We start from the raw sequence: 24,798 nt of genomic DNA, 5'->3' as shown, positions 1-24,798 counted from the left end.
AGGTAGGGGGCGAGGTACCCGGCCGTGAAAAGGGCAATGAGGGGCCAGGGCAGGGTGGAGCGACGGGCGAACACGGGCGTTCCCAGGGCATGCGAAAAGAAGCGGCTCAAAAGGGGATTGGGCGCAGGCCGTCGACGGACAGGAACGCGCGAAGAATTTGTATCAAGCACGCGGTTGCGGAAGAAGACCGGGTGGCGTGATGTGGATCACGTTCTGTTTGGGGCGGGGGAAGGCGGGTAAAAGTGCGCCCTTCACGGTCGTCCCTAACGCCAGCTGGGGGCGCCTCCCGCACCCGGTGCCGTCGCCTCGATCCTGTTCCTGATCTCGCGCATCACCGCGACGATCTGCCGCTCGTGCTCCGGCGTCAGCCGGGCGACCGGGACCGAGCAGCTGACGGCGTCCTGGGCGGGGGAGTCGTAGCGCAGCGCGAAGCCGAAGCCGACGATGCCGAGGACACCCTCCTCGCGGTCGACCGAGTAGCCGCGGGCGCGCACCTCGGCGAGATCGGCCAGCAGGGCCTCGCGGCTGGTGTGCGAGTTGGGGGTGAGCGCCTCGTACGGCCCCTCGGGGAGCCGCTCGTCGGGCCACTCCGCCAGCAGCGCCTTGCCCAGCGCGCCGACGTGCGCGGGCAGCCGGCGGCCGACCCTGCTGATGGTCCGCAGGTACTCGTGCGACTCGCGCGTCGCCAGATAAGCGACGTCCCGGCCGTCGAGCCGCCCCATGTGGATCGTCTCGCCCAGCGCCTCGGACGCCTCGTCGAGATACGGCCGTACGACCCGCACACGCGGGTCGGAGTCCAGATAGCTGGTGCCGGCGAGCAGGGCGTGGATGCCGATGCCGTAGAGCGAACCGGTGATGTCGGTGCGGACCCAGCCGCGCGAGATCAGGGTCTGGAGCAACGCGTACATCGAACTGCGCGGCACGCCCAGTTCGTCCGCGAGCTCCTGGAGCCGGGCCGGGCGGTCGCCGCGCGCGGCCAGCAGTTCGAGGAGCTCGACCGTGCGGGCCGCCGACTTGACCTCACGGACACCGCCGGTCTCCGGGCGCTCGACCCCTGTCTCTGACATGCGCCGATGGTAATCGGCGCGGCAAAGCCGGGGCCGACCCATTGACGGACGGGGTTCGCCTACCTAATCTCCATCTTCATACGTAGATTGCGTCTACATAGGGAGATGACGAGGGTGACCCCCGACCCGGACACGGCCCGACGACTGCGGGACGGCATGGCACGCGGCGTGCTGTCCTTCCCGCTCACGAGCTTCCACGACGACGGCACCCTCGACCCGGACGGCTTCCGCGCCCACCTGGCCGCGCAGCTGGAATGGCAGCCGGGCGCGGTCTTCCCGGCCTGCGGCACCGGCGAGTTCTTCTCGCTGGACGAGGACGAGTACCGGCAGGTCGTCACCATCGCCGTCGAGGAGGCCGGCGGGCGCGTGCCCGTCGTCGCCGGGATCGGCTACGGCTGGGCGCAGGCCGTCCGCTTCGCCCGGATCGCCGAGGAGGCGGGGGCCGACGCGCTGCTGGTCCTCCCGCACTACCTGGTCGCCGCCCCGCAGGACGGCCTGGTCGCCCAGCTGGAGCAGATCGCGGCCCGCACCCGGCTGCCGCTCATCGCCTACCAGCGCGGCCAGGTCGCCTTCGGGGCGGACGCGTTCCGGCGGGTCACCGCGATCCCCGGCGTCATCGGGCTCAAGGACGGACACAGCGACCTCGACCGGCTCCAGCGCCTCACCCTCGCCGCCCCCGGGGACTTCCTGTTCTTCAACGGCGCCTCCACCGCCGAGATCCAGGCCCGCGCCTACGCCACCGTCGGCGTCCCCGCCTACTCCTCGGCCGTCCACGCCTTCGCCCCCGAGATCGCATGCGCCTTCTTCGGCGCCCTGCGCGACGGCGCGGAGGGCGACGGCACGGTCGAGAAGCTGCTGCGCGACTTCTACGTTCCGCTCGTCGAACTCCGGGACCGGGTGCCCGGGTACGCCGTGTCACTTGTGAAGGCGGCGGCACGACTGCGCGGGCGCCCGGTCGGACCCGTACGCGCCCCGCTCACCGATCCGTCCGACGCCGACCTGGCGGACCTGCGCCTGCTGCTGAGCACCGGACTCGACCTCGTAGGAGCCGCGCTGTGAACCTCACGATCACCGACGTCCGCCTGACACCGATCCTGGTCGCCGACCCGCCGCTGCTGAACACGCAGGGCGTGCACCAGCCGTACACGCCCCGGCTGATCGTCGAGGTCGAGACCGCGGACGGGATCGTGGGGGTCGGTGAGACGTACGGGGACACCAAGTACCTGGAGCTGGCCCGCCCGTTCGCGGCCAAGCTGACCGGACGCCGGGTCAGCGACGCGAACGGGCTGTTCACGCTCGCGGACCAGGTGGCCGTCGACTCCTCCCGGGTCTCCGGGCAGGTCGACGTCGGCGGTCTGCGGGGCGTGCAGACCGCCGACAAGCTGCGGCTGTCCGTCGTCTCCGGGTTCGAGGTGGCGTGTCTGGACGCGCTGGGCAAGGCGCTCGGGCTGCCCGTGCACGCGCTGCTCGGGGGCAAGGTGCGGGACGCGGTCGAGTACAGCGCGTATCTCTTCTACAAGTGGGCCGCCCACCCCGAGGGCGTCGCCGCCGAGAAGGACGACTGGGGGGCCGCCCTCGACCCCGCCGGCGTCGTGGAACAGGCCCGGCTGTTCACACAGCGCTACGGCTTCACGTCCTTCAAGCTCAAGGGCGGGGTCTTTCCGCCCGACGAGGAGATCGCGGCGGTCCGGGCCCTCGCCGAGGCGTTCCCCGGACACCCCCTGCGACTTGATCCCAACGGGGCCTGGAGCGTGCCCACTTCACTGCGGGTGGCCCGCGAGCTCGGGGACGTGCTGGAGTATCTGGAGGACCCGGCGCTGGGGACCGCGGCCATGGCCGAGGTGTCCGCCGGGACCGACGTCCCGCTGGCCACCAACATGTGCGTGACGACCTTCGCGGAGATCAAGGAGGCGTTCGCCCGGGACGCCGTCCAGGTGGTGCTCTCCGACCACCACTACTGGGGCGGGCTGCGGAACACCCAGCAACTCGCCGCGATCTGCCGGACGTTCGCGGTGGGGGTGTCCATGCACTCCAACACGCACCTCGGCATCTCGCTGGCCGCGATGACGCAGGTGGCGTCCACCGTGCCGAATCTCCACCACGCCTGTGACTCCCACTATCCGTGGCAGTCGGAGGACGTGCTCACCGAGCGGCTGGTCTTCGAGGAGGGCGCGGTACGGGTCTCGGACACGCCCGGGCTCGGCGTGGAACTCGACCGGGAGAAGGTGGAGTTCCTGCACCGGCGGTGGCTGGAAGACGACGGGGCGCTGCGGGAGCGGGACGACGCGGCGGCCATGCGGGTGGCCGAGCCGGGGTGGGTGACGCCGGCCGTGCCTCGCTGGTAGGCGGGACCCTTCCCGCCCCTGCCTCTCCCCGCGGGGAGCCCGGCGTGCCTGGAGCGTCTGGCGGGTCGCGGGCGAGCGGCGGCCGGTTGTCTCCGGCGTGGTGCAGACTGGCCTGATCCGCACCACGTCCAGGGAGCCACCGTGATCGCGTCCGACGCGTCCACCGGAAAGGGATCGTCGCACTTCGGAGGGACCGGGCAGGGCCAGGCCCGGGTCGACCCCCTCGCCGCCCTGCGCACACCCGGCGATCCGCCCTGGGACGTCTATCTCACCGGCACCGTCTTCCTCGACATCATCTTCACCGGGCTCGGCTCCGCCCCGGTGCGCGGCACCGAGTCCTGGGCCCGCGGCATGGGGTCGAGTCCCGGCGGCGTGGCCAACATGGCCACCGCCCTGGCCCGGCTCGGGCTGCGCACCTCGCTGGCCGCGGCCTTCGGCGACGACCACTACGGCGAGTACTGCTGGGACGCCCTGGAGCAGGGCGAGGGCATCGACCTCTCCCCCTCGCGCAGGGTGCCCGGCTGGCACTCACCGGTCACCGTGTCGATGGCCTACGAGGGCGAGCGCACCATGGTCTCCCACGGCCACGAACCGCCCCCCGAGGAGCCCGCGCCCGACTGCCCCCCACGCGCGCGTGCGGCCGTGGCCTCCCTGGAACCGGGCAAGCGCGCCCCCTGGATCGCCCAGGCGGCGGACAAGGGCACCCGCATCTTCGCCGACGTCGGCTGGGACGAGACCGGCGCCTGGGACCTCGCGGGCCTCGCCGACCTCGCACACTGCGAGGCCTTCCTGCCGAACGCCGAGGAGGCGATGCGCTACACCGGCGCCTCCTGCCCCCGCGAGGCCGCCCACGCCCTCACCGAGCACGTGCCGCTCGCCGTGGTCACCCTCGGCGCGGAGGGCGCCTACGCCGTGGACCGGCGCACCGGGGAGTCCGCCGAGGTCCCCGCCATCGAGGTCGAGGCACTCGACCCGACCGGCGCCGGGGACGTCTTCGTGGCCGGCTTCGTCACCGGCACCCTCGCCGGCTGGCCGCTCGCCGACCGGCTGGCCTTCGCCGGCCTGACCGCCGCGCTCTCCGTCCAGGAGTTCGGCGGCTCCCTCTCCGCGCCCAGCTGGGCCGAGATCGGCGCCTGGTGGCGCAGGGTCCAGTCCGTCGCCTCCCAGGACCCCACCGCACTGCGCCGGTACGCCTTCCTGGCGGACCTGGTCCCGGAGGAGACGAGCCAGGGCTGGCCCCTGCGGCGAGCGGTGCCGACGATCGGCTTCGGCAGGTCCAGCTGACCTCAGCGCTCCGCCGCCCGCTCCAGAACCGCCACCACCTGCTCCCGGACCACCTCGCGGGCCTCGGCGGGCAGCGCCCCGACCGCCGTCGCGCCCAGGCCGTCGAGCACGGCGTCCGGGCCCGCGTCGCAGGGCACGCTCTCGGCCAGGAAGTCGTAGCCGTCACGGACGGCCACCCGCAGGACGGGGCGGCCGGCCGCCGTGTGCACGGCCGTGGCGACGACCAGGGGCGGCGGGCCGCCCGGGGCCTCGGCCACCTTGCGGTAGCCGCTGACCAGCGGGGCGTCCCAGTACAGGCTCAGCAGCAGCGGCTTCTTGGCGAGCACTTCGCCGAGGTCGGCCTCGAACGGCCCCTCCGCCGCCAGCACCCGGGCGCGGGCGCCCAGGACGAGGGCGGCGGGCAGCAGACAGCGCAGGGTGCTGCCGACGATGTTCCCGCCGACCGTGGCGGTGCGGCGCACGGCTCCGGTGCCGATGCCGGCCGCGGCCCGGTGCAGCACCTCCGGCACGCGTGCGTCGATCCGGTGCAGCAGGACCGCCGCCCCGAGCTCCCCGGCCCCGAGGACGTTCGCCTCCGGCACCTCGCGCAGCGACACGGCCTGCTCGGGGAAACCGTCGCGTTGCCAGGCGGCCCACACGAGCGTGGCGCCGCCGACGGGGGTCGCCCCGTCGGACAGGCACTGCTGGGCCTCGGGCAGGGAGGTGGGCAGACGCAACAGCACGTGATTCCTGCTTTCTCCGTACGGGCTCCACGGCCACCGCCGCTGTCGAGATCCTCGAACACACGTGGCAGCGAGCGCATTCTGCCCGGGGCCCGGGGGGAGCATGCAGGGCTCACCGCTGCACCGAGGGCGCCCCGTCCTCGAAAAGTCCTACGGCGTTGTCGGTGCACCGTCGTACCCTGGAAACCGCGAGGCCGCCTCCAGTTGCGCGGCCGTGACGAGGAGGAACCGCAGGCCTTAAGCGCCGGCCCATGACTCAGACACCCACAGGTCACAGCCCCGCGCAGGGGCAGGCGAGAGCACAGTTCACCGTCCCCGCCCAGCACCCCATGGTCTCGGTCCTGGGGTCCGGCGACTCGCTCCTGCGCGTGATCGAGAAGGCCTTCCCGGCGGCCGACATCCATGTCCGGGGCAATGAGATCAGCGCGACCGGCGCGGCGGCGGACGTCGCCCTCGTCCAGCGCCTGTTCGACGAGATGATGCTGGTGCTCCGCACCGGACAGCCGATGACGGAGGACGCAGTGGAACGCTCGATCGCCATGCTGCGAGCGAGCGAGAACGGGACGAGCGACGGCCAGGAGACCCCGGCCGAGGTGCTCACACAGAACATCCTGTCCTCGCGCGGCCGCACCATCCGCCCCAAGACCCTCAACCAGAAGCGGTACGTCGACGCGATCGACAAGCACACGATCGTCTTCGGCATCGGCCCGGCGGGCACCGGCAAGACCTACCTGGCCATGGCCAAGGCGGTCCAGGCCCTCCAGTCCAAGCAGGTCAACCGCATCATCCTGACCCGCCCCGCGGTGGAGGCGGGAGAGCGCCTCGGCTTCCTGCCCGGCACCCTCTACGAGAAGATCGACCCGTACCTGCGCCCGCTGTACGACGCCCTGCACGACATGCTGGACCCCGACTCGATCCCGAAGCTGATGGCATCGGGGACGATCGAGGTGGCGCCGCTGGCGTACATGAGGGGCAGAACTTTGAATGACGCCTTCATCATCCTCGACGAGGCCCAGAACACCTCGCCCGAGCAGATGAAGATGTTCCTGACCCGTCTCGGCTTCGACTCGAAGATCGTCATCACCGGTGACGTGACGCAGGTCGACCTGCCCAACGGGACCAAGTCCGGGCTGCGGCAGGTGCAGGACATCCTGGAGGGTGTGGAGGACGTGCACTTCTCCCGGCTGTCCTCCCAGGACGTCGTACGGCACAAGCTGGTCGGCCGTATCGTCGACGCGTACGAGAAGTACGACACCGAGAACGGTACGGAGAACGGCACCCACAAGGGCGGCCGGAACAAGCGGAAGTAGACAAGCCAGCACCATGTCGATCGACGTCAACAACGAGTCCGGAACCGAGGTCGACGAGCAGGCGATCCTCGACATCGCCCGCTACGCGCTCGCGCGGATGCGCATCCACCCGCTCTCCGAGCTCTCGGTGATCGTCGTGGACGAAGATGCCATGGAGCAGCTGCACATCCAGTGGATGGACCTGCCGGGGCCCACCGACGTCATGTCCTTCCCGATGGACGAGCTCAGGCCGCCCAGCAAGGACGACGACGAGCCCCCGCAGGGCCTCCTCGGCGACATCGTGCTCTGCCCCGAGGTCGCCAAGAAGCAGGGCGAGGAGGCCGAGACGCAGCACTCCATGGACGAGGAGCTCCAGCTCCTCACCGTCCACGGCGTGCTGCACCTGCTCGGCTACGACCACGAGGAGCCGGACGAGAAGGCCGAGATGTTCGGCCTCCAGGCGGCCATCGTGGACGGATGGCGGCAGGAGAAGGGGCTCACCGGTCCGTCCCCCGCGCCGACCGTCTCATGAGCCTGCCCCTCGTCTCCGGCGCGATCGCCCTGGTCGTCGTCGCCTGGCTCGCCGCCTGCGCGGAGGCGGGCCTCGCGCGCGTCTCCAGCTTCCGCGCCGAGGAAGCCGTACGGAACGGGCGGCGGGGCGGCGCCAAGCTCGCGCAGATCGCCGCCGACCCGACCCGTTACCTCAACGTGGCGCTGCTGGTGCGCGTCGCCTGCGAGATGGCGGCGGCCGCCCTGGTCACCTACGCCTGCCTCCAGGAGTTCCCCGGCACGACCCGCGCCCTGCTGGTCGCGATCGGGGTCATGGTGCTCGTGTCGTACGTCGCCGTCGGCGTCTCCCCGCGCACCATCGGGCGCCAGCACCCGCTCAACACGGCGACCGCGGCGGCGTACGTCCTGCTCCCGCTGGCCCGGATCATGGGCCCGATCCCGTCGTTGCTGATTCTCATCGGCAACGCCCTCACGCCCGGCAAGGGCTTCCGCCGGGGCCCGTTCGCCTCCGAGGCGGAGCTGCGGGCGCTGGTCGACCTGGCCGAGAAGGAGTCGCTGATCGAGGACGAGGAGCGCCGGATGGTGCACTCGGTCTTCGAACTGGGCGACACGCTGGTGCGGGAGGTCATGGTGCCGCGCACCGACCTGGTCGTGATCGAGCGCTACAAGACGATCCGGCAGGCGCTGACGCTCGCGCTGCGTTCGGGCTTCTCGCGCATCCCCGTGTCCGGGGAGAGCGAGGACGACATCGTGGGGATCGTGTACCTGAAGGACCTGGTCCGCAAGACGCACATCAACCGGGAGGCGGAGAGCGAACTGGTGTCCACGGCCATGCGGCCCGCCGTCTTCGTGCCCGACACCAAGAACGCCGGTGACCTGCTGCGCGAGATGCAGCAGGACCGCAACCACGTCGCCGTGGCCATCGACGAGTACGGCGGCACGGCCGGCATCGTCACCATCGAGGACATCCTGGAGGAGATCGTCGGTGAGATCACCGACGAGTACGACCGTGAACTGCCGCCGGTCGAGGACCTCGGTGACGACCGCCACCGGGTCACCGCCCGCCTCGACATCACCGACCTCGGCGAGCTGTACGGGCTCGACGAGTACGACGACGAGGATGTGGAGACCGTCGGCGGGCTGCTGGCGAAGGCGCTGGGCCGGGTGCCCATCGCCGGCGCGTCGGCGGTCGTCGGGCTTCCGGACGGGCGGGAACTGCGCCTGACCGCGGAGGCCGCCGCCGGGCGCCGGAACAAGATCGTGACGGTCCTGGTGGAGCCGGTGGGGGACGTCGGCGCCGCCGAGGAGAAGGAGAAGGTGTCCGAGTGAGCCCTCAGGAGCTGCGCGCCCTCTGTCTGTCCTTCAACGCGGTGGTGGAGGACTTCCCGTTCAACCCGGAGACCTCGGTCTTCAAGGTGCTCGGCAAGCTGTTCGCCCTGACGAACCTGGACGCGCGGCCCCTGACGGTCAACCTCAAGTGCGACCCCGAGGACGCGATCCGGCTGCGCGCCGACCACCCCGGGCTGATCGTGCCGGGGTGGCACATGAACAAGCGCCACTGGAACACGGTGACCGTCGACGGTGAGCTCCCGGACCGGATGATCCGGGAGCTCGTCGAGGACTCGTACGACCTGGTGGTGGCCGGTCTGCCGCGGGCCGAGCGGCTCCGCCTGGACCGTCCCTGAGCGTGTCCGCGGCCCGGGGCCCCTTGGGGGCGAACGGTGGGGGCGCACTTCGTATGCTCCTGTCATGACCGACAACAGTGCGCTTGACCCCGAGGACCGCAAGATCGTCACGCTGGCCCGTTCGGCGCGGGCCCGCAACGGGGTGCCCGAGGGGGCGGCCGTGCGGGACGAGACCGGGCGGACGTATGTGGCCGGGACGGTCGAGCTGGCGTCGCTGAAGCTGAGCGCGCTGCAGACGGCGGTGGCGATGGCGGTGGCGTCCGGGGCGAAGTCCCTGGAGGCGGCGGCCGTGGTGACGGAGGCGGAATCGGCCTCCGCCCAGGACCTCGCCGCCGTCCGGGATCTGGGCGGGCCGCGGACGCCGGTGCTGGTGGCGGGGGTCGACGGCACCGTGCGCGACACCGTGACCGCCGGCTGATACCGCCGGTAACACTTGGCCGGATTTCCGGCTTGCCGTTCCCCGTCCCTCACGCATCAATGGAACCGGAAGTTCCGACGGACCGTCAGATTTCAGCTCGCGCGGCGTCCCGCACCACGCCCCGTGAAGGCCGGCCGTCCGTCGGGACGCACCCCCCGTCCATCCCCACATGGCAGTCCCCACCACGGGAAGGGAACCGGATCCCATGAACGGCACACGCATCAGTACCGGTGCGGCACTGGTGGTCGGCGCGCTCGCGGCCACCGGGCTCGCGTTCGCACCCGCCGCCCTCGCTGTCACCCCGGACACCGCGACCATCAACGCCGACTGCGGCATGTTCGGCAGCGGCGAGGCGACCCTCACCGCCACCCAGGACGGCACCGCGGCCACGGTCACCGTCACCTCGGCGATCAGCGCACCGCTCGCGCTCTCCGAGGACTCGATCACCTCGACCCTCACCTTCGTGAACGCGAACGGCGGCACCACCACCTTCAGCGGTACGGAGAACCCGGCCATCGCCGCCGGCGACCCCGTCACCGTCGGCCCGCTCAGCGGCACCGTGAACTCCGGCGACAGTCTGGAGTCGTACGGCGGTTCGCTCCAGATCGTCGTCTTCGGGATCACCGTGACCTGCACGGCGACCGGTCCGCAGGCCCCGGGGCCGTTCGTCTTCGACTGAGCAGATCCCTTGGCCGCCGCGGAAACTGATGAATCGTCAGATTTCTGCGGCGGCTCCATTGACTTCTCACGCGATCCACACATCAATGCCCCCAACGAGCGCAGAAGACAGGGGGCACATCCATGGGTTCGAAGACTCGAAGACGCCGTCTGGTGTCCTTTCTCGGGGCGACCGCGCTCGCGGTCACCGCGGGCGGCGCACTGGCCTGTCCGGCAGGTGCCGCCACCGACGTGGACTTCGCCACGCACTGCATCCCGCCCGCGGTCGCGGGCATCCCGCCGATCGACGGCACCACGACGGCCAGGATCGCCGTGGACAACGCCAGCCCCAAGGTGGGCGACACCGTCACCGTGACCTACACGGTGGTCAAGCCCGCCGCCAGCAACCCCACGGCCATCGCCCTGCCGGCCGACATCATGACGCCGACCGGAAAGGTCGCCCTCGGCGGTGCCCAGACCGGTGCCGTCACGGTCGCGGGGCCCAAGAAGAACGACCCGGTGCCGGGCAACGGCGCCTTCCCGTCGTTCTCCATGACCGGCACCTTCAAGGTCACCTCACCCGGCGCGATCACCCTCTCGCCCGGCGACTACAACATCCACACCAGCTACATCCTCGAACTGGACACGCCCTGCACGGTGATCACCCCGCCCGCCCCGGTCTCCGAGACGGTCACCGCGACGGACGCGAACCCGGTCAACGAGCGGGACATCGCGCTGGGTTCGGCCTCCGGGAAGCCCGGCGACAGCGTCACGGTCACCGGCAGCAAGTTCACCCCGGGCGCCACGGTCACCCTGGCCGGGCGGGCGGGCGGCGCCCAGACCGCGGACACCGCCACCGTCACCGCCAACTCCTCGGGCGGCTTCAGCGGGGCGCTCGTCGTCAACGACAAGAGCACGACCGGTGTCGTGGCGTACGAGGGCAGCGCGTGGAGCGACGCCAAGGGGGCCGGACCCAAGGCGTACGTCGTCATCGACGACACGCCCGTACCCGCCGGCAGTCAGAAGGTCACCACCACGGTGAAGGCCGGCACGCTGTCCATGTCCCAGGCCGGGGACACCGTCAGCCTCTCGGCGGTCGACTACGGCCAGGGCGGGGCCTCGACCGGCAACCTGAACCAGGTGACGGTCAAGGACTTCCGCGGCGGGCCCGCCGGCTGGTCCCTCACCGGCAAGGTCACCGACTTCACCGGACCCGGCGCCAAGATCGGTGCCGGCGCGCTGAGCTGGAGCCCGGTCTGCGCCACCAAGGCGGGCAGCCCGAGCACCTGCCAGGCCGGTTCCGCCGGTGCGGTCGGATCCTCGGGAGCGACCCTCGCCTCCACGCCGAACTCCGCGCTCACCGGCGGTGAGTTCACCGTGGACGCCGGACTCTCCCTGAACGTCCCGGCGTTCACGCCCGTCGGCACGTACTCCGGGGTTCTCACCCTCACGCTCAGCTGACCGTACGGGCGCCCGCACCCGCCCGTCCGTCCCTCTCGCACCCGTGGGGGTCCGCACCCATGCGCAAGCTGTACGTCCTGCTCCTGAGCCTGTTCCTGGTCACGGCCGCCGCGCCCGCGTACGCCGCCGACAACGGCAGCTGGTCCGTGTACCCCGCCGCCTCCCAGGTCGCCGCGCGGCCCTACTTCTACCTCTCCGCCGACCCCGGGCAGAGCATCGACGACAAGGTGGTCGTCAGCAACAAGACCGGTGAGCCGCTCACCTTCCGGCTCTACGCCGCCGACGCCTACAACACCGCCCGCGACGGCGGTTTCGCCGTGCGCACGGTCGCGGAGCGCCAGCGCGGGGTGGGGGCCTGGGCGAAGCCCGCGAGGTCCCGGGTGACCGTCCCCCCGCACGGCAGGGTCACCGTGCCCTTCACGCTGTCGGTGCCCGAGGGCGCCGAACCGGGGGACCATCCCGGCGCGCTGGTGGCGCTGGACGAACGGGTCGACAAGGGTGACGGGGCCGTGGCGCTCGGGGTGCAGCGGGCCGTCGCCGCGCGGATCTACCTGCGCGTGGGCGGACCGACCGTGCCGGCGCTCACCGTCGAGGACGTCCGCGTCAGCCACCACCAGCCGCTGGTACCGGGGCTCGGGGACAGCGGTGCGACGATCTCGTACACCCTGCGCAACACCGGCAACGTCACGCTGGACCCGAAGGTGGAGCTGCGGGCGACCGGGCTGTTCGGGCGCACCCTGCTCGCCCGCGAACTCACCAGGATCCCGGGGGAGTTGCTGCCGGGACAGCGGGTGCGGCTGCGTGAGCCCTGGGACGGGGCGCCGCAACTCGACTGGGGGAACGTCGAGTTGACGGCGAGCGCGAAGGACACGCGGGAGTCCGCGAGCGCGGGGTTCTTCGCTCTGCCGTGGTTGGTGGCGGTGGTGTTGTTCGTGGCGGGTGGTGCGGCAGGCGGAATGTGGGTTCGTCTGCGGCTGCGGGCCGGTGGGGGCTTGTCGCGCAGTTCCCCGCGCCCCTAGGGCGGGCGCTCCTCGGGTCGCCTTTCTAGAGGGCGTCCGGTCCCCGCTCGCCCGTCCGCACCCGTACGACCGTCTCCACCGGCAGGGCCCACACCTTGCCGTCGCCGATCTTGCCCGTGTGGGCGGCCTTGACGATCGCCTCGATGACCGTGTCCGCGTCGGCGTCGTCCACGACGACCTCGATGCGGACCTTGGGCACCAGGTCGACCTGGTACTCGGCGCCCCGGTACACCTCGGTGTGGCCGCGCTGACGGCCGTAGCCGCTGGCCTCGGTCACGGTCAGGCCGTGCACGCCGATCTCCTGGAGCGCGGTCTTGACCTCGTCGAGGCGGTACGGCTTGACGATCGCGGTGATGAGCTTCATGCCTGGGTCTTGACCTTCTGGGCGGAGGGGACGGCGGACGCGCTGACCGGGGCACCGTGGCCCAGGACGCCGTGATCGTATGCCGTCTCGGCGTGCACCGTAAGGTCCAGGCCGGTGTGCTCGTGCTCCTCGTCGGCCCGGAAGCCCATCACCCTGTCGATCAGCTTGCCGATGCCGTACGTCACGAGGAAGGCGTACGCCCCCACGGCGGCCACGGCCACCAGCTGCTTGCCGAGCTGGGCGAGCCCGCCGCCGTACAGCAGCCCCTCCGTGCCGCCGGTCATCTCCCGCACCGCGAACACGCCGATCAGGAGCGTGCCGATGACCCCGCCGACCAGGTGGACGCCGACGACGTCCAGCGAGTCGTCGTAGTTCAGCCTGAACTTCCAGCCCACCGCGTAGGAGCAGACGACACCGGCGGCGAGGCCGACGACGAGCGCGCCGAGGAGGGAGACCGAGCCGCAGGACGGGGTGATCGCGACCAGGCCCGCGACCGCGCCGGACGCGGCGCCGAGCGTGGTCGGGTGGCCGTCGCGCTTCTGCTCGACGAAGAGCCAGCCGAGCAGTCCGGTGCAGCCGGCGGCCAGGGTGTTGAGGAAGGCCGCGGCGGCCAGGCCGTTGGCGCCGAGGGCCGAGCCCGCGTTGAAGCCGAACCAGCCGAACCAGAGCAGGCCCGCGCCCAGGACGACCATGGGGAGGTTGTGCGGGCGCATGGCGTCCTTCTTGAAGCCCAGCCGCGGGCCGAGGACGAGCGCGAGGGCCATACCGGAGGCGCCGGAGGTGATCTCGACGGGCAGACCGCCCGCGAAGTCGAGCGCGCCGAGCTTGTCGAGGACCCAGCCGCCGGGGCCCCACACCCAGTGGGCGACGGGAACGTATACGAGCAGGGCCCAGACCGGGACGAACACCAGCCAGGCCCCGAACTTCGTCCGGTCCGCGATCGCGCCGCTGACCAGCGCGGCCGTGATGATCGCGAAGGTGAGCTGGAAGGTGGCGAACAGGAGGGTGGGCACGGTGCTGTGGACGCTGCCGGGGCCGAGACCGGCCATGCCCGCGTGGTGGAGGCCGCCGATCAGTCCGCCGCCGATGTCGTCGCCGAAGGCGAGGGAGTAACCGGCCGCCAGCCACACCACCGTGACCAGGGCGATCGACACGAAGCTCATCATCAGCATGTTGAGGACGCTCTTCGTGCGGACCATGCCGCCGTAGAACAGGGCGAGCCCCGGGGTCATCAGCAGGACGAGGGCGGTGGCGGCGAGCAGCCAGGCGGTGTCGCCGGTGTCGATGCCTTGTGCGGCGAGGGACATGGAGGTCTCCAACCAGGTGGGGGCTCGTCAGAGATTCACCGGCGTGCGTTTCCGGTGGTGCACAGAAGTGTTTCCGCCGTGTTTCATTGCGGTGGGGTTTCCGGGAGCTCACGCTCCGGGCGGTGCTCGGGCGCCTGTGCGGCGGGGCTCTGTGGATCAGGGAGAATGGGGCGCATGAGCGTTCGCAGTCAGTCATCCGAGCAGTCGGCCTCGTCGCAGGCACCCCACCGCGCCGGCTTCGCCTGCTTCGTGGGCCGCCCCAACGCGGGCAAGTCCACCCTCACGAACGCTCTGGTCGGCCAGAAGGTGGCTATCACCGCGAACCAGCCGCAGACCACGCGGCACACGGTACGGGGGATCGTGCACCGGCCCGACGCCCAGCTGATCCTGGTCGACACTCCCGGGCTGCACAAACCGCGCACGCTGCTCGGTGAGCGCCTCAACGACGTCGTGCGCACCACGTGGGCCGAGGTCGACGTGATCGGGTTCTGTCTGCCGGCGAACGAGAAGCTGGGTCCCGGCGACCGTTTCATCGCGAAGGAGCTCGCGGGGATCAAGAAGTCCCCGAAGGTCGCGATCATCACCAAGACCGACCTCGTCGACTCCAAGACGCTGGCCGAGCAGCTCATCGCCGTCGACCAGCTCGGCAAGGAGCTGGGCATCGAGTGGGCGGAGATCGTCCCGGTGTCGGCGACCGCGAACAAGCAGGTCGACCTGCTGGCGGACCTGCTGATCCCGATGCTCCCCGAGGGCCCGGCGCTCTACCCCGAGGGCGACCTCACCGACGAGCCCGAGCAGGTCATGATCGCCGAGCTGATCCGCGAGGCCGCGCTGGAGGGTGTGCGTGACGAGCTCCCGCACTCCATCGCGGTGGTCGTCGAGGAGATGCTGCCCCGCGAGGACCGCCCCGCCGACAAGCCCCTCCTCGACATCCACGCCTTCGTCTACATCGAGCGCCCCAGCCAGAAGGGCATCATCATCGGCCCCAAGGGCAAGCGCCTGAAGGAGGTCGGCATCAAGAGCCGCAAGCAGATCGAGGCGCTGCTGGGGACTCCGGTCTTCCTGGACCTCCACGTGAAGGTCGCGAAGGACTGGCAGCGGGATCCACGGCAGTTGCGGAAGCTGGGGTTCTAGGGGGTCGTTGCCCGCGGGGACAGGTCCTGCAGGCCCACCACCCTGAGCAGTTCCAGGCGCTCGTACGCCTCCGTCCCCGGGCGGGCCGTGTGGACGACCAGGCGGTGGTGGTGCTCGTGGCTGACCATGACCTCGCAGTCGAGTTCCAGCAGGCCCACCACGGGGTGGACGAAGCGTTTGGTCGCCTTGCGCCGCTCGGACACCTCGTGTTCGTCCCACAGCCGCGCGAACTCCTCGCTGGCGGAACGGAGTTCGGCGACCAGCGCGGCCGGTTCCGGATCGTCGGGGCGGGCCGCGGTCACCGCGCGCAAGGTGGCTACCTGGGTGCGCGCGTGGTCCGCGAGGTCCTCCTCGGGGAACAGCGTGCGCGAGGCCGGGTTCAGGAAGAAGCGCCGGGTCAGGTTGCGCTCTCGCCGCGGACGCGACATCACGTCGCCGACCAGCGCCTTCGCCATCGCGTTCTGCGCCAGCACCTCGCCGTGGTCGTTGATCACTTGCGCCGGGGTGTCGTGCAGCCGGTCCAGGATCAGCAGCAGCCCCGGGCGGACATGCGCCGACACCGTCTCGCGGCGCGGCGGTTCCTCGCCCACCAGGTGGAACAGATGGTCCTGCTCCACCTCGGTCAGGCGCAGCGCGCGGCCCAGCGCGGTCAGTATCTGCCGGGACGGACGCGGCCCCCGGGACTGCTCCAGCCGTGTGTAGTAGTCCACCGACATCCCCGCCAGCTGGGCCACCTCCTCCCGGCGCAGCCCGGGCGTCCGGCGCCGGACGCCCGGTGTCAGGCCCACGTCGGACGGGTTCAGCCGGGCGCGGCCGCGGCGCAGGAAGTCGGCGAGTTCGGCTCGGTTCACCCCTCCAGCGTGCGGCACCCCGTCCGGCTTATCCAGGGACTGCCGATCCCCTGATCGAGAGGTCTCTCCCGGTGCCCGCGCCGCCGTCCCACGCTGGTCGGGACGAGAGGAGCAGCACATGCTGACATTGGTGACAGGGACGACGGGACAGGTCGGGCGGCGCTTCGTGCCGAGGCTGCTGGCCCAGGCCCGGCCCGGGGAGCAGGTCCGGGTCCTCGTCCGGGACGCCGCACGCGGCGAGCCCTTCGCGGAACTCGGCGCCGAGGTCGTCGTAGGAGATCTGCGGGACACCGAGGCGCTCGGCAAGGCCGTCGCCGGGGCCGACGCGGTGGTGAACGTCGCCGCGGCCTTCCGGGGAGTGCCGGACGAGGAGGCGCGGGCCGTCAACCGGGACGCGGCCGTGGAACTGGGCCGGGCCGCGGCGGCCGCCGGCGTCCGGCGGTTCGTGCAGGTCAGCACCGGCCTGGTGTACGGCACCGGACGGGGGCGCCCGGTCACCGAGGACGACGAGAGCCGGCCGGGCGGGTCGATGTGGGGCGCGTACCCGGAGTCCAAGGCGGCGGCCGAGCGGTCGCTGCTCGCGCTGGAGGGGCTGGATGTGCGCGTCGCCCGGCTTCCCTTCGTCTACGGCGAAGGGGACCCGCATCTCGCGCAGTCCCTGATGTGGGCGAAGAACTGGGCGTCGGCCCAGCGGCTGCACATGGGGCACCACGCGGATGTGGCCCAGGGCTTGCTGCGGATCCTGCACGCGCCGGGGATCTCGGGGCGCATCTACAACATCGCCGACGACGCGCCGGTGACGGCGGTGGAGCTGCATCAGCTCAACGGGGCGGAGATTCCGGCGGAGTTGTACGAGCGGGCCGATCCGGATCCGTGGCTGATGATCATGTCCACGGAGCGGATTCGCCGGGAGCTGGGGTACCGGCCGGTGTATCCGTCCGTCTATGCCGCGCGGGAGGCGGGGGCGCTCTGAGAAGCGGGCCGGTCGCGCCCACGCGGACGCCGTCCGGCGCCACCGTCCAACCCGTCGACGGGGACGGGCCAGACGGGAGGCTCTTCCCGGGGCTAGGGCGTGTTGCGAAAGTCCCGCCTGCCTCGCGACGCCATGCACGCGCCCCCATCCTCGAACCTGCTGCGCAGGGCTCGGACGGGGGGACCCCCTTCGCCGCACCGGGCGAAAGCCCAAGTACATCCAGTACGAGGGCTTCCGCCCGGCACGCCGAGAGCACGCACCTGACGCCGCGAGGCCCGCCCTTCGGGCGAACGACGGGACTTTCGCAACACGCCCTAGCCGCAGGTGCCCTCGATGGCCCAGGCGTTGTCGATCTCGTCGGTCGTGCCGAGATGGGTCTCGCCCGGCGGGACGCACCTCTTGATGTCGGTCGGCCACCAGTCGATGTCGACCTGGATCTTGACCCAGGTGGTGCCGCAGTGTCCGTAGTACGCGTCTGTCTGCGTCTCGTAGTAGCCGCAGGCCTTGATCCCCCTCTCCGCGGCGGGTTTCCCCTCGGGCGCGGCCTGGGCGCTTCCGGCCAGCGCCGTGCCCGCGAGGAGTACGGCGCTGGACGCGACCGCGGCGAGGCGGAGCCTGCTCGCGGTCCTGTGCGGGGAAGGGTGCTTCTTCATGTCTCTCCCGTGGAGGTGGGGCAGGAGCCGTCGCTCCTGCGGCACCCCCATGGTCAGCGGCGCCCCTCGGCCCACGCCACGCGTTTCGGGCACAGCCGAATACCGCTGGTCGTCCCTGGAAAGCGCAGGCTAGTCGACCCCTCTTACACGGCCGACCAGTACCGCCCCCGCAAGACCGACCGCCGCCGCCACCCCGTACAGCACCCGGTAACCCCCCAGGTGCGTCACGATCGGGGCGGCGACCGCGGGGGCCGCCACCTGGGGCAGTGAGTTGGCGATGTTGATGACGCCCAGGTCCTTGCCGCGGTCCAGGGCCTTCGGGAGGACGTCGGTCATCAGGGCGAAGTCGACCGACATGAACACCCCGAGCCCGACCCCCAGCAGCGCGGCCACCACGATCGCGCCCGGCCAGGTCTGCCAGACGGCCAGCATCCCCGTGGCCACCGCCATCAGCACCCCCGACCAGCGCACGAACGGCTTGCGGCGGCCTACGCGGTCCGACCAGACGCCCCCCACCACGACCGTGGCCAGCAGGGCCACGCTGTCCACCGCGGTGAGGATCAGCACGCCCTGCTCGGGGTCGTCGTGGTGGAGGCGGTCGCGCAGGTAGTAGAGGAGGTAGAGGATCACCAGCGCGTTGCTGAGGTTGATCAGGAAACGGGTCAGCCAGGCCCAGGCGAAGTCCGGATGCCGGCGCGGACTCACCCAGAAGCCGCGCGCGAACGACCGCCAGGACCGCGCGGGCCGGTCCGCGGACCCCAGCCTGAGATCCCGGTGCCGGAGCACGTACGGCAGTACGCCCGCCAGCGTGAACACCGCGCACGCCGCATAGCCCGCCGCGATCCCGCCCGCCGCCGTCGCGAGGCCCGTGCCGACGACCGCGCCCAGGATCTGCGCCGCCCCGATCCAGCCGCCCACCGCGCCCCGCTGGAGCCGGGGCACCTGGTCCGGCACGGCGGCGGTGACCGCCGCGAAGGCCGCGTTCAGGGTCAGCTGGACCAGGCACCAGCCGAAGGCCATGAGCCACAGGCCGTGCGCGCCCGCGAGCACCAGCAGGGACAGCGCCCCGCCCGCCGCACCGGCCACGATCCACGGGCTGCGGCGGCCCCAGCGGGCCGTGGTGCGGTCCGAGAGCGCGCCGAAGAACGGGTTCGCGGCCAGGGACACCACCGCGCCCACCCCGGTCACCCAGGCCAGCAGCGTCTCCTTCGACATGCCGGTGCCGGGCGCGAAGTCCTCCGCCTGCCGGGCCAGCAGGATCTGCAGCGGGCCGTACCAGCCCACCCAGATCGCCACGTTGGCGAGCGACAGGGACGCCGTCCAGCCCCTGCCGACCCGGTCGACGGGCTCGGCAAGAGCCGAGCTCACCTCTGGGCCCCGAGGAGGTCGCGATACCAGGCGTAGGACGCCTTGGGGGTCCTCGTGAGGGTCTCGAAGTCCACGTGCACCAGGCCGAACCTGCGCGCGTACCCCTCCGCCCACTCGAAGTTGTCCATCAGCGACCACACGAAGTACCCGCGCACGTCCACCCCCGCCTCGACCGCCCGGTGCAGGGCGCGGACATGGCCGTCCAGGTAGGCGATCCGGTTCTGGTCGTCGAGGCCCTCGTAGGAGCAGCCGTTCTCGGTGATGACGACGGGCGGGAGGCGGTCGCCGTAGCGCTCGCGCAGGCCGGTGAGGAGTTCGGTCAGGCCCTCGGGGACCACCGGCCAGCCGAAGTCCGTCACCGGGACGTTCTCGATCTCCCGCACGGAGAAGGGGAGTTCGGCCGGGATCGTGAGGCCGCCGAACTCGATGTCCTCGCCCTGCGGGGCGCCCACGCGGGTGGGGGAGTAGTAGTTGACGCCGTAGAAGTCGAGCGGTTCGGAGATGACCTTGAGGTCGGCCGCCACGTCTCCGGGCATCAGCTCGCCCAGCCCCGAGGGGTAGGTGCCCAGCAGCACCGGTTCGGCGAACAGCCGGTTCAGCAGCAGGTCGTAGAAGTCGGCGGCCTCCACGTCCGCCTGCTCCGGGGAGGCCGGCCAGGTCGGGCCGTGCGAGTTGGCGATCCCGATGTCCGTGGCACCGGCCGCGCGCAGGGCCTGGACGGCCAGGCCGTGGCCCAGGAGCTGGTGGTGGGCGGCGGGCAGCGCGTCGAACATGAGCTGCTTGCCGGGGGCGTGGGCGCCGAGGGCGTGACCGAACAGGGTGTGCTCGGCCGGCTCGTTGATGGTGATCCACTTCTCGACGCGGTCGCCGAGACGGTCGGCGACCACGGAGACGTACTCGGCGAACCGGGAGGCGGTGTCCCGCTCCAGCCAGCCGCCCTTGTCCTGGAACGCCACCGGCAGGTCCCAGTGGAAGAGCGTCGGGACCGGACGGACGCCCGCCGCGACCAGTTCGTCCACGAGACGGTCGTAGAAGTCGAGGCCCTTTTCGGAGCGCACCCGCGGCCAGGAGACCGAGAAGCGGTACGCGTCCACGCCCAGGCCGGCCAGCAGGGAGACGTCCTCGCGGTAGCGGTGGTAGTGGTCGCAGGCCACCGCCGCCGTCGAGCCGTCCTTCACCCGGCCCGGCTCGGCCGTGAAGGTGTCCCACACGGACCGCTCGCGCTCGTCCGCCGCGCCCTCGATCTGGTGGGCCGAGGTCGAGACGCCCCACTGGAAGCCGGCCGGGAACCGCGGGATCGGATGCTCTTCAGTCGCCATGCGCCGGATCATCCTTACCGACGGGTAGGGAAGTCAACGGGCAGGCGGGAACTACGAGTTACGCGCCCTCTTTGAGCACTTTCGAAATCAGTCTGCGTTGTTCCTCCGTCAGTCGGGGATCGGCCGCGTACACCGTTGTGCCGTCCACCGTGATCTCGTAGCTGAAGCCGTCCGGAACCCCGATGGGCGGGGTGGTCCGGGCGGCGGCGACGGCCTTCTCGGCCAGGGACCGCCATTCGTGGGCATCGGGCAGCCCCGAGGTGTCGACCTCCTTGTGCCGCTCGATGCCCGCGAACCCGCCCGTGCGCCTCACCTGAATACGCATGGGTCCCTGTCTAGTACGGACTCACAGGATCCGCACCCCGACCTGCTCCCAGGCCTTGGAGACGGCCTGGAGCTCCTCGCCGCCGTCGCCGAAGCGCTCGCGCGCGGCCTTGACGGTGAGCCCCGCGAAGTCGTTGAACAGGGCGCGCTCGCTCAGCTCGCCGCCGGTCAGGACGTCGTACCAGATCTGGCCCGCGCGCTCCCAGGCGTGGCCGCCGAGGGCGGTCGCCACCAGGTAGAACGCGTGGTTCGGGATGCCGGAGTTGATGTGCACGCCGCCGTTGTCGCGGCCGGTGCGGACGTAGTCGTCCATGGTCGCCGGCTGCGGGTCCTTGCCGAGCACGTCGTCGTCGTACGCGCTGCCGGGCTCCTTCATTGAGCGCAGCGCCTTGCCGGAGACGCTGGGTGCGAGCAGGCCCGCGCCGATCAGCCAGTCGGCCTCGGCGGCGGTCTGGCCGAGCGTGTACTGCTTGATGAGCGAGCCGAAGACGTCCGACATCGACTCGTTCAGGGCTCCGGGCTGGCCGTAGTAGGTGAGGTTGGCTGTGTGCTGGGTGACGCCGTGGGTCAGCTCGTGGCCGATGACGTCGATCGGGATGGTGAAGTCGAGGAAGATCTCGCCGTCACCGTCGCCGAACACCATCTGCTCGCCGTTCCAGAAGGCGTTGTTGTAGTTCTCGTCGAAGTGGACGGTCGCGTCGAGCGGGAGGCCGTCGCCGTCGATGGAGTGGCGCGCGTAGGCCCGCAGATAGAGCTCGAAGGTGGCCCCGAGGCCGGCGTAGGCGCGGTTGACGGTGGCGTCCTGGCCGGGCTCGGAGCCCTCGGCGCGGACCTTCGCGCCCGGCAGGTCGCTGCTGTGCCCGGCGTCGTAGATGGTCCGCAGCGGCTGGTCCGACGGTGCCTTCGCCGCCGGCGCGGCCGCGAGGCCGAACTCGGTCGTCACGCGGCGGCGGCCGCGCAGCTCGCTGTCGCGCATCAGGGTCTGGCGCGCGGGACCGGAGAGTGCGGGGTCGTCGTTCCGGGCCAGCCTGTCGAGGACGTGCGGCGGTACGACGGTGCAGAAGACGGGCTCGAAGCCCCCGTTGGTCGTCATGCCCGGCACCCTTGCACTGAGTCATGACCGTGTCACTACCCGCAACCATGATTGGTGAAATATGCGGACAGCGAAGCGCACGCTCCGTGACGAAGTGGTATGGCGCACTTTTTGTCCCTTTTATCTTTCGGGTCCCGCATACTGATACGGCGCCCCGCACCGGAACCGGCTCGGCTAGCATGCTTCGCATCATGCGTTTCGGGCTGCTTCTTCTTAGCTGCCGCGGCGAGGGCCTGTAGTCCAGGTCGACTCCCTCCCCGCGGAGCTTCGCGTTGCGTGTCGGCCGTCCTTTCCGGACACCTCTAGGAGCCCCGCAATCATGGCGAACCGCCAGCAGCCCACCACCATGCCGATCCACAAGTACGGCCAGTACGAGCAGGTCGACATCCCGGACCGCACCTGGCCGAACAACCGGATCACCGTCGCCCCCCGCTGGCTCTCCACCGACCTGCGCGACGGCAACCAGGCCCTGATCGACCCGATGTCGCCCGAGCGCAAGCGCCGGATGTTCGACCAGCTGGTCAAGATGGGCTACAAGGAGATCGAGGTCGGCTTCCCGGCCTCGGGCCAGACGGACTTCGACTTCGTGCGCTCCATCGTCGAGGAGCCGGGCGCGATCCCGGACGACGTCACGATCTCCGTACTGACCCAGGCCCGCGAGGACCTGATCGAGCGGACCGTGGAGTCCCTGAAGGGCGCCAAGCGGGCCACCGTCCACCTGTACAACGCCACCGCGCCGGTCTTCCGCCGGGTCGTCTTCCGGGGCTCCAAGGACGACATCAAGCAGATCGCCGTCGACGGCACGCGCCTGGTGATGGAGTACGCGGAGAAGCTGCTGGGCCCGGAGACGGAGTTCGGCTACCAGTACTCGCCGGAGATCTTCACCGACACCGAGCTGGACTTCGCGCTGGAGGTCTGCGAGGCGGTGATGGACGTCTACCAGCCGGGTCCGGGCCGCGAGATCATCCTCAACCTGCCCGCCACGGTGGAGCGTTCGACCCCCTCCACGCACGCGGACCGCTTCGAGTGGATGCACCGCAACCTCTCCCGCCGCGAGTACGTGTGCATCTCGATCCACCCGCACAACGACCGCGGCACCGCCGTCGCCGCCGCCGAACTGGCGCTGATGGCCGGCGCCGACCGCGTCGAGGGCTGTCTGTTCGGACAGGGCGAGCGCACCGGCAACGTCGACCTGGTCACCCTGGGCATGAACCTGTTCTCGCAGGGCGTCGACCCGCAGATCGACTTCTCCGACATCGACGAGATCCGTCGCACGTGGGAGTACTGCAACCAGATGGAGGTCCACCCGCGCCACCCGTACGTGGGCGACCTGGTCTACACGTCCTTCTCCGGCTCCCACCAGGACGCCATCAAGAAGGGCTTCGACGCCATGGAGGCCGACGCGGCCGCCAAGGGCGTCACCGTCGACGACATCGAGTGGGCGGTCCCGTACCTGCCGATCGACCCCAAGGACGTCGGCCGCTCCTACGAGGCCGTCATCCGCGTCAACTCGCAGTCCGGCAAGGGCGGTATCGCCTACGTCCTGAAGAACGACCACAAGCTGGACCTGCCGCGCCGGATGCAGATCGAGTTCTCCAAGCTGATCCAGGCCAAGACCGACGCCGAGGGCGGCGAGGTCACCGGCTCGGACATCTGGGCGGTCTTCCAGGACGAGTACCTGCCGAACCCCGAGAACCCGTGGGGCCGCATCCAGGTCAAGAACGGCCAGTCGACCACCGACACGGACGGCGTGGACACCCTGAAGGTGGAGGCCACGGTCGACGGCGTCGACACCGTCCTGACGGGTACCGGCAACGGTCCGATCTCGGCCTTCTTCGACGCGCTGGCCAAGGTCGGCATCGACGCCCGGCTGCTGGACTACCAGGAGCACACGATGAGCGAGGGCGCCTCCGCACAGGCCGCCTCCTACATCGAATGCGCGATCGACGGCAAGGTTCTGTGGGGAATCGGCATCGACGCGAACACGACGCGTGCATCGCTGAAGGCGGTCGTCTCGGCCGTCAACCGAGCCGCTCGATAATCCCTCTGACCGGGGGTTTTGGGGCCTTGATCGCTGTATACGGTGATCAAGGCCCCGTCGTATATCGGCCATCGGTCCGTGGAGGTCACGAGCAGGTCTCGTTCGAGGTGCTGACGACGCCACGCTCATGTGGCTAACATCACGCAAGCGCGGCGATGTTGCCGCGGGGTTACGCGGAGGTGTGACGTGCTGCCAGGACGGGGACGAAACGGCCGTGCTGCCAGGCCTGCGCGCCTCCTGGGCACCCGTACCGCGTGGACGACCGTCGGCGACGGCGAGTTCTTCTGCCCCGGCTGCGGGGGCGACCGCAACTACCAGCGGTTGAGCGGCCGCCGCCGGGTCGTGGTGCTGGGCGTGCCGGTCCTGCCGCGCGGCGACACCGCACCGGTGGTGGAGTGCGCGGCCTGCCGGCGCCACTTCGGCGTGGACGTCCTCGACCACCCCACCACGACCCGCTTCTCGGCGATGCTCCGGGACGCCGTCCACACGGTCGCGCTCGCGGTCCTCGCGGCGGGCGGCACCTGCTCGCGCACCGCGCTGGAGACCGCGGCCGCCACGGTCCGCACGGCGGGCTTCGACGACTGCACCGAGGACCAGCTCGAAACCCTCGTCGAGGCCCTCGCCGAGGACACCGGCCGGGTCCACGACCGTCCCTGCGGAGCCGGTCTCGCCATAGAGCTCCACGAGGCCCTCGACCCGCTCGCCCCGCACCTCGCCCCGCCCGGCCGCGAGTCGATCCTGCTCCAGGCGGCCCGCATCGCCCTTGCGGACGGCCCCTACACCCCGGCGGAACGGGACGCCCTGACGACGGTCGGCACCGCCCTGACGATCTGCGCGGACGACGTCACCCGACTCCTGGCGGCGGCCCGGACGCCGTCCTGATACTCCCCGGGGAGTAATCCGCCCCCCGGACC

General features: G+C 71.1%; 25 protein-coding genes and 1 pseudogene. 15 read left to right on the top strand and 11 right to left on the bottom strand.

Features of this window, described 5'->3' with window-relative positions:
* Positions 1-170 (bottom strand): annotated as a pseudogene (locus EHS43_RS47560) (MFS transporter); the annotation flags it as partial.
* 93 nt (positions 171-263) lie between these two features.
* The gene (locus EHS43_RS10145; protein ID WP_125190200.1) at positions 264-1,067 is read right to left on the bottom strand and encodes an IclR family transcriptional regulator; all 804 of its coding nucleotides are present in this window, start codon (positions 1,065-1,067) and stop codon (positions 264-266) included.
* 105 nt (positions 1,068-1,172) lie between these two features.
* Here EHS43_RS10145 and EHS43_RS10140 point away from each other — a divergent pair, with 105 nt between their 5' ends.
* The 3 genes from EHS43_RS10140 to EHS43_RS10130 all read left to right on the top strand — a co-directional run bounded on the left by EHS43_RS10140 (position 1,173) and on the right by EHS43_RS10130 (position 4,696).
* On the top strand, positions 1,173-2,126 hold the full coding sequence (locus tag EHS43_RS10140) for a 5-dehydro-4-deoxyglucarate dehydratase (RefSeq protein WP_185806185.1): 954 nt from the start codon (positions 1,173-1,175) through the stop codon (positions 2,124-2,126).
* Positions 2,123-3,412, top strand: a complete 1,290-nt coding sequence (locus EHS43_RS10135) for a glucarate dehydratase family protein (RefSeq protein ID WP_125190199.1) — start codon at positions 2,123-2,125, stop codon at positions 3,410-3,412. Before EHS43_RS10140 ends, EHS43_RS10135 begins: the two co-directional genes overlap by 4 nt.
* Before the next feature lie 141 nt (positions 3,413-3,553).
* Complete coding sequence (locus EHS43_RS10130) at positions 3,554-4,696, top strand: carbohydrate kinase family protein (RefSeq protein WP_125190198.1); 1,143 nt, start codon at positions 3,554-3,556, stop codon at positions 4,694-4,696.
* A gap of 2 nt (positions 4,697-4,698) precedes the next feature.
* Here EHS43_RS10130 and EHS43_RS10125 read toward each other — a convergent pair whose 3' ends face one another.
* Positions 4,699-5,418 carry an FAD binding domain-containing protein gene (locus tag EHS43_RS10125; protein ID WP_125190197.1) on the bottom strand — a complete coding sequence of 240 codons (720 nt, stop codon included), beginning with the start codon at positions 5,416-5,418 and terminating at the stop codon, positions 4,699-4,701.
* A 251-nt stretch (positions 5,419-5,669) separates the two neighbouring features.
* Here EHS43_RS10125 and EHS43_RS10120 point away from each other — a divergent pair, with 251 nt between their 5' ends.
* From EHS43_RS10120 to EHS43_RS10085, 8 genes are all read left to right on the top strand, one after another.
* Positions 5,670-6,728 carry a PhoH family protein gene (locus EHS43_RS10120; RefSeq protein ID WP_031046839.1) on the top strand — a complete coding sequence of 353 codons (1,059 nt, stop codon included), beginning with the start codon at positions 5,670-5,672 and terminating at the stop codon, positions 6,726-6,728.
* A 13-nt stretch (positions 6,729-6,741) separates the two neighbouring features.
* The gene (gene ybeY, locus EHS43_RS10115; protein WP_020136251.1) at positions 6,742-7,239 is read left to right on the top strand and encodes an rRNA maturation RNase YbeY; all 498 of its coding nucleotides are present in this window, start codon (positions 6,742-6,744) and stop codon (positions 7,237-7,239) included.
* Positions 7,236-8,546, top strand: a complete 1,311-nt coding sequence (locus EHS43_RS10110) for a hemolysin family protein (RefSeq protein ID WP_125190196.1) — start codon at positions 7,236-7,238, stop codon at positions 8,544-8,546. Before ybeY ends, EHS43_RS10110 begins: the two co-directional genes overlap by 4 nt.
* On the top strand, positions 8,543-8,902 hold the full coding sequence (locus EHS43_RS10105) for an MmcQ/YjbR family DNA-binding protein (RefSeq protein ID WP_125190195.1): 360 nt from the start codon (positions 8,543-8,545) through the stop codon (positions 8,900-8,902). The genes EHS43_RS10110 and EHS43_RS10105 overlap by 4 nt, the downstream gene beginning before the upstream one ends.
* A gap of 64 nt (positions 8,903-8,966) precedes the next feature.
* Complete coding sequence (locus tag EHS43_RS10100; RefSeq protein WP_125190194.1) at positions 8,967-9,320, top strand: cytidine deaminase; 354 nt, start codon at positions 8,967-8,969, stop codon at positions 9,318-9,320.
* Positions 9,321-9,525: 205 nt separating this feature from the next.
* A complete protein-coding gene (locus tag EHS43_RS10095; protein WP_125190193.1) occupies positions 9,526-9,999 on the top strand; it encodes a hypothetical protein in 474 nt (157 codons plus the stop codon).
* 122 nt (positions 10,000-10,121) lie between these two features.
* A complete protein-coding gene (locus tag EHS43_RS10090; RefSeq protein WP_125190192.1) occupies positions 10,122-11,438 on the top strand; it encodes a beta-xylosidase in 1,317 nt (438 codons plus the stop codon).
* Positions 11,439-11,497: 59 nt separating this feature from the next.
* Positions 11,498-12,457, top strand: a complete 960-nt coding sequence (locus EHS43_RS10085; RefSeq protein ID WP_125190191.1) for a DUF916 domain-containing protein — start codon at positions 11,498-11,500, stop codon at positions 12,455-12,457.
* Between the two features lie 25 nt (positions 12,458-12,482).
* Here the strand turns inward: EHS43_RS10085 and EHS43_RS10080 are convergent, their stop codons facing one another.
* Positions 12,483-12,821 (bottom strand): P-II family nitrogen regulator, encoded by a 339-nt coding sequence (locus EHS43_RS10080; protein ID WP_125190190.1) that lies wholly within the window; start codon positions 12,819-12,821, stop codon positions 12,483-12,485.
* A complete protein-coding gene (locus EHS43_RS10075; protein WP_125190189.1) occupies positions 12,818-14,128 on the bottom strand; it encodes an ammonium transporter in 1,311 nt (436 codons plus the stop codon). Before EHS43_RS10075 ends, EHS43_RS10080 begins: the two co-directional genes overlap by 4 nt.
* Positions 14,129-14,302: 174 nt before the next feature.
* Between EHS43_RS10075 and era the strand changes: the two genes are divergently transcribed.
* Positions 14,303-15,262: a GTPase Era gene (era, locus tag EHS43_RS10070; RefSeq protein ID WP_125190188.1), complete on the top strand. Its 960-nt coding sequence runs from the start codon at positions 14,303-14,305 to the stop codon at positions 15,260-15,262.
* Here the strand turns inward: era and EHS43_RS10065 are convergent.
* Positions 15,259-16,113, bottom strand: coding sequence for a helix-turn-helix transcriptional regulator (locus EHS43_RS10065; protein ID WP_125190187.1), 855 nt, complete (start codon positions 16,111-16,113; stop codon positions 15,259-15,261). The genes era and EHS43_RS10065 overlap by 4 nt on opposite strands.
* Before the next feature lie 118 nt (positions 16,114-16,231).
* Here EHS43_RS10065 and EHS43_RS10060 point away from each other — a divergent pair, with 118 nt between their 5' ends.
* Positions 16,232-17,086, top strand: coding sequence for an NAD(P)-dependent oxidoreductase (locus EHS43_RS10060; RefSeq protein WP_125190186.1), 855 nt, complete (start codon positions 16,232-16,234; stop codon positions 17,084-17,086).
* Between the two features lie 314 nt (positions 17,087-17,400).
* On the opposite strand, the gene EHS43_RS10055 is transcribed toward EHS43_RS10060, so the two are convergent.
* The 5 genes from EHS43_RS10055 to EHS43_RS10035 form a co-directional block, all read right to left on the bottom strand.
* Positions 17,401-17,739 (bottom strand): DUF6355 family natural product biosynthesis protein, encoded by a 339-nt coding sequence (locus EHS43_RS10055; RefSeq protein ID WP_125190185.1) that lies wholly within the window; start codon positions 17,737-17,739, stop codon positions 17,401-17,403.
* 129 nt (positions 17,740-17,868) lie between these two features.
* Positions 17,869-19,107, bottom strand: a complete 1,239-nt coding sequence (locus EHS43_RS10050; RefSeq protein ID WP_125190184.1) for an MFS transporter — start codon at positions 19,105-19,107, stop codon at positions 17,869-17,871.
* Complete coding sequence (locus EHS43_RS10045; protein ID WP_125190183.1) at positions 19,104-20,426, bottom strand: GH1 family beta-glucosidase; 1,323 nt, start codon at positions 20,424-20,426, stop codon at positions 19,104-19,106. The genes EHS43_RS10050 and EHS43_RS10045 overlap by 4 nt, the downstream gene beginning before the upstream one ends.
* Positions 20,427-20,484: 58 nt before the next feature.
* On the bottom strand, positions 20,485-20,751 hold the full coding sequence (locus tag EHS43_RS10040; RefSeq protein WP_125190182.1) for a protealysin inhibitor emfourin: 267 nt from the start codon (positions 20,749-20,751) through the stop codon (positions 20,485-20,487).
* Positions 20,752-20,772: 21 nt separating this feature from the next.
* The gene (locus EHS43_RS10035) at positions 20,773-21,843 is read right to left on the bottom strand and encodes a M4 family metallopeptidase (RefSeq protein ID WP_125190181.1); all 1,071 of its coding nucleotides are present in this window, start codon (positions 21,841-21,843) and stop codon (positions 20,773-20,775) included.
* 319 nt (positions 21,844-22,162) lie between these two features.
* On the opposite strand from EHS43_RS10035, the gene leuA reads away from it, so the two are divergent.
* A complete protein-coding gene (gene leuA, locus EHS43_RS10025; protein ID WP_125190180.1) occupies positions 22,163-23,884 on the top strand; it encodes a 2-isopropylmalate synthase in 1,722 nt (573 codons plus the stop codon).
* A 186-nt stretch (positions 23,885-24,070) separates the two neighbouring features.
* Entirely contained in the window at positions 24,071-24,766 is a 696-nt protein-coding gene (locus EHS43_RS10020) for a TerB family tellurite resistance protein (protein ID WP_125190179.1), read from the top strand.
* The last annotated feature ends 32 nt before the right edge of the window (positions 24,767-24,798 follow it).

The sequence above is a fragment of the Streptomyces sp. RP5T genome, assembly GCF_003933965.1.
GTDB lineage: Bacteria > Actinomycetota > Actinomycetes > Streptomycetales > Streptomycetaceae > Streptomyces.
The sequence above is the reverse complement of the archived record's forward strand: the minus strand, read 5'-3'. Positions and strand labels throughout refer to the sequence as shown.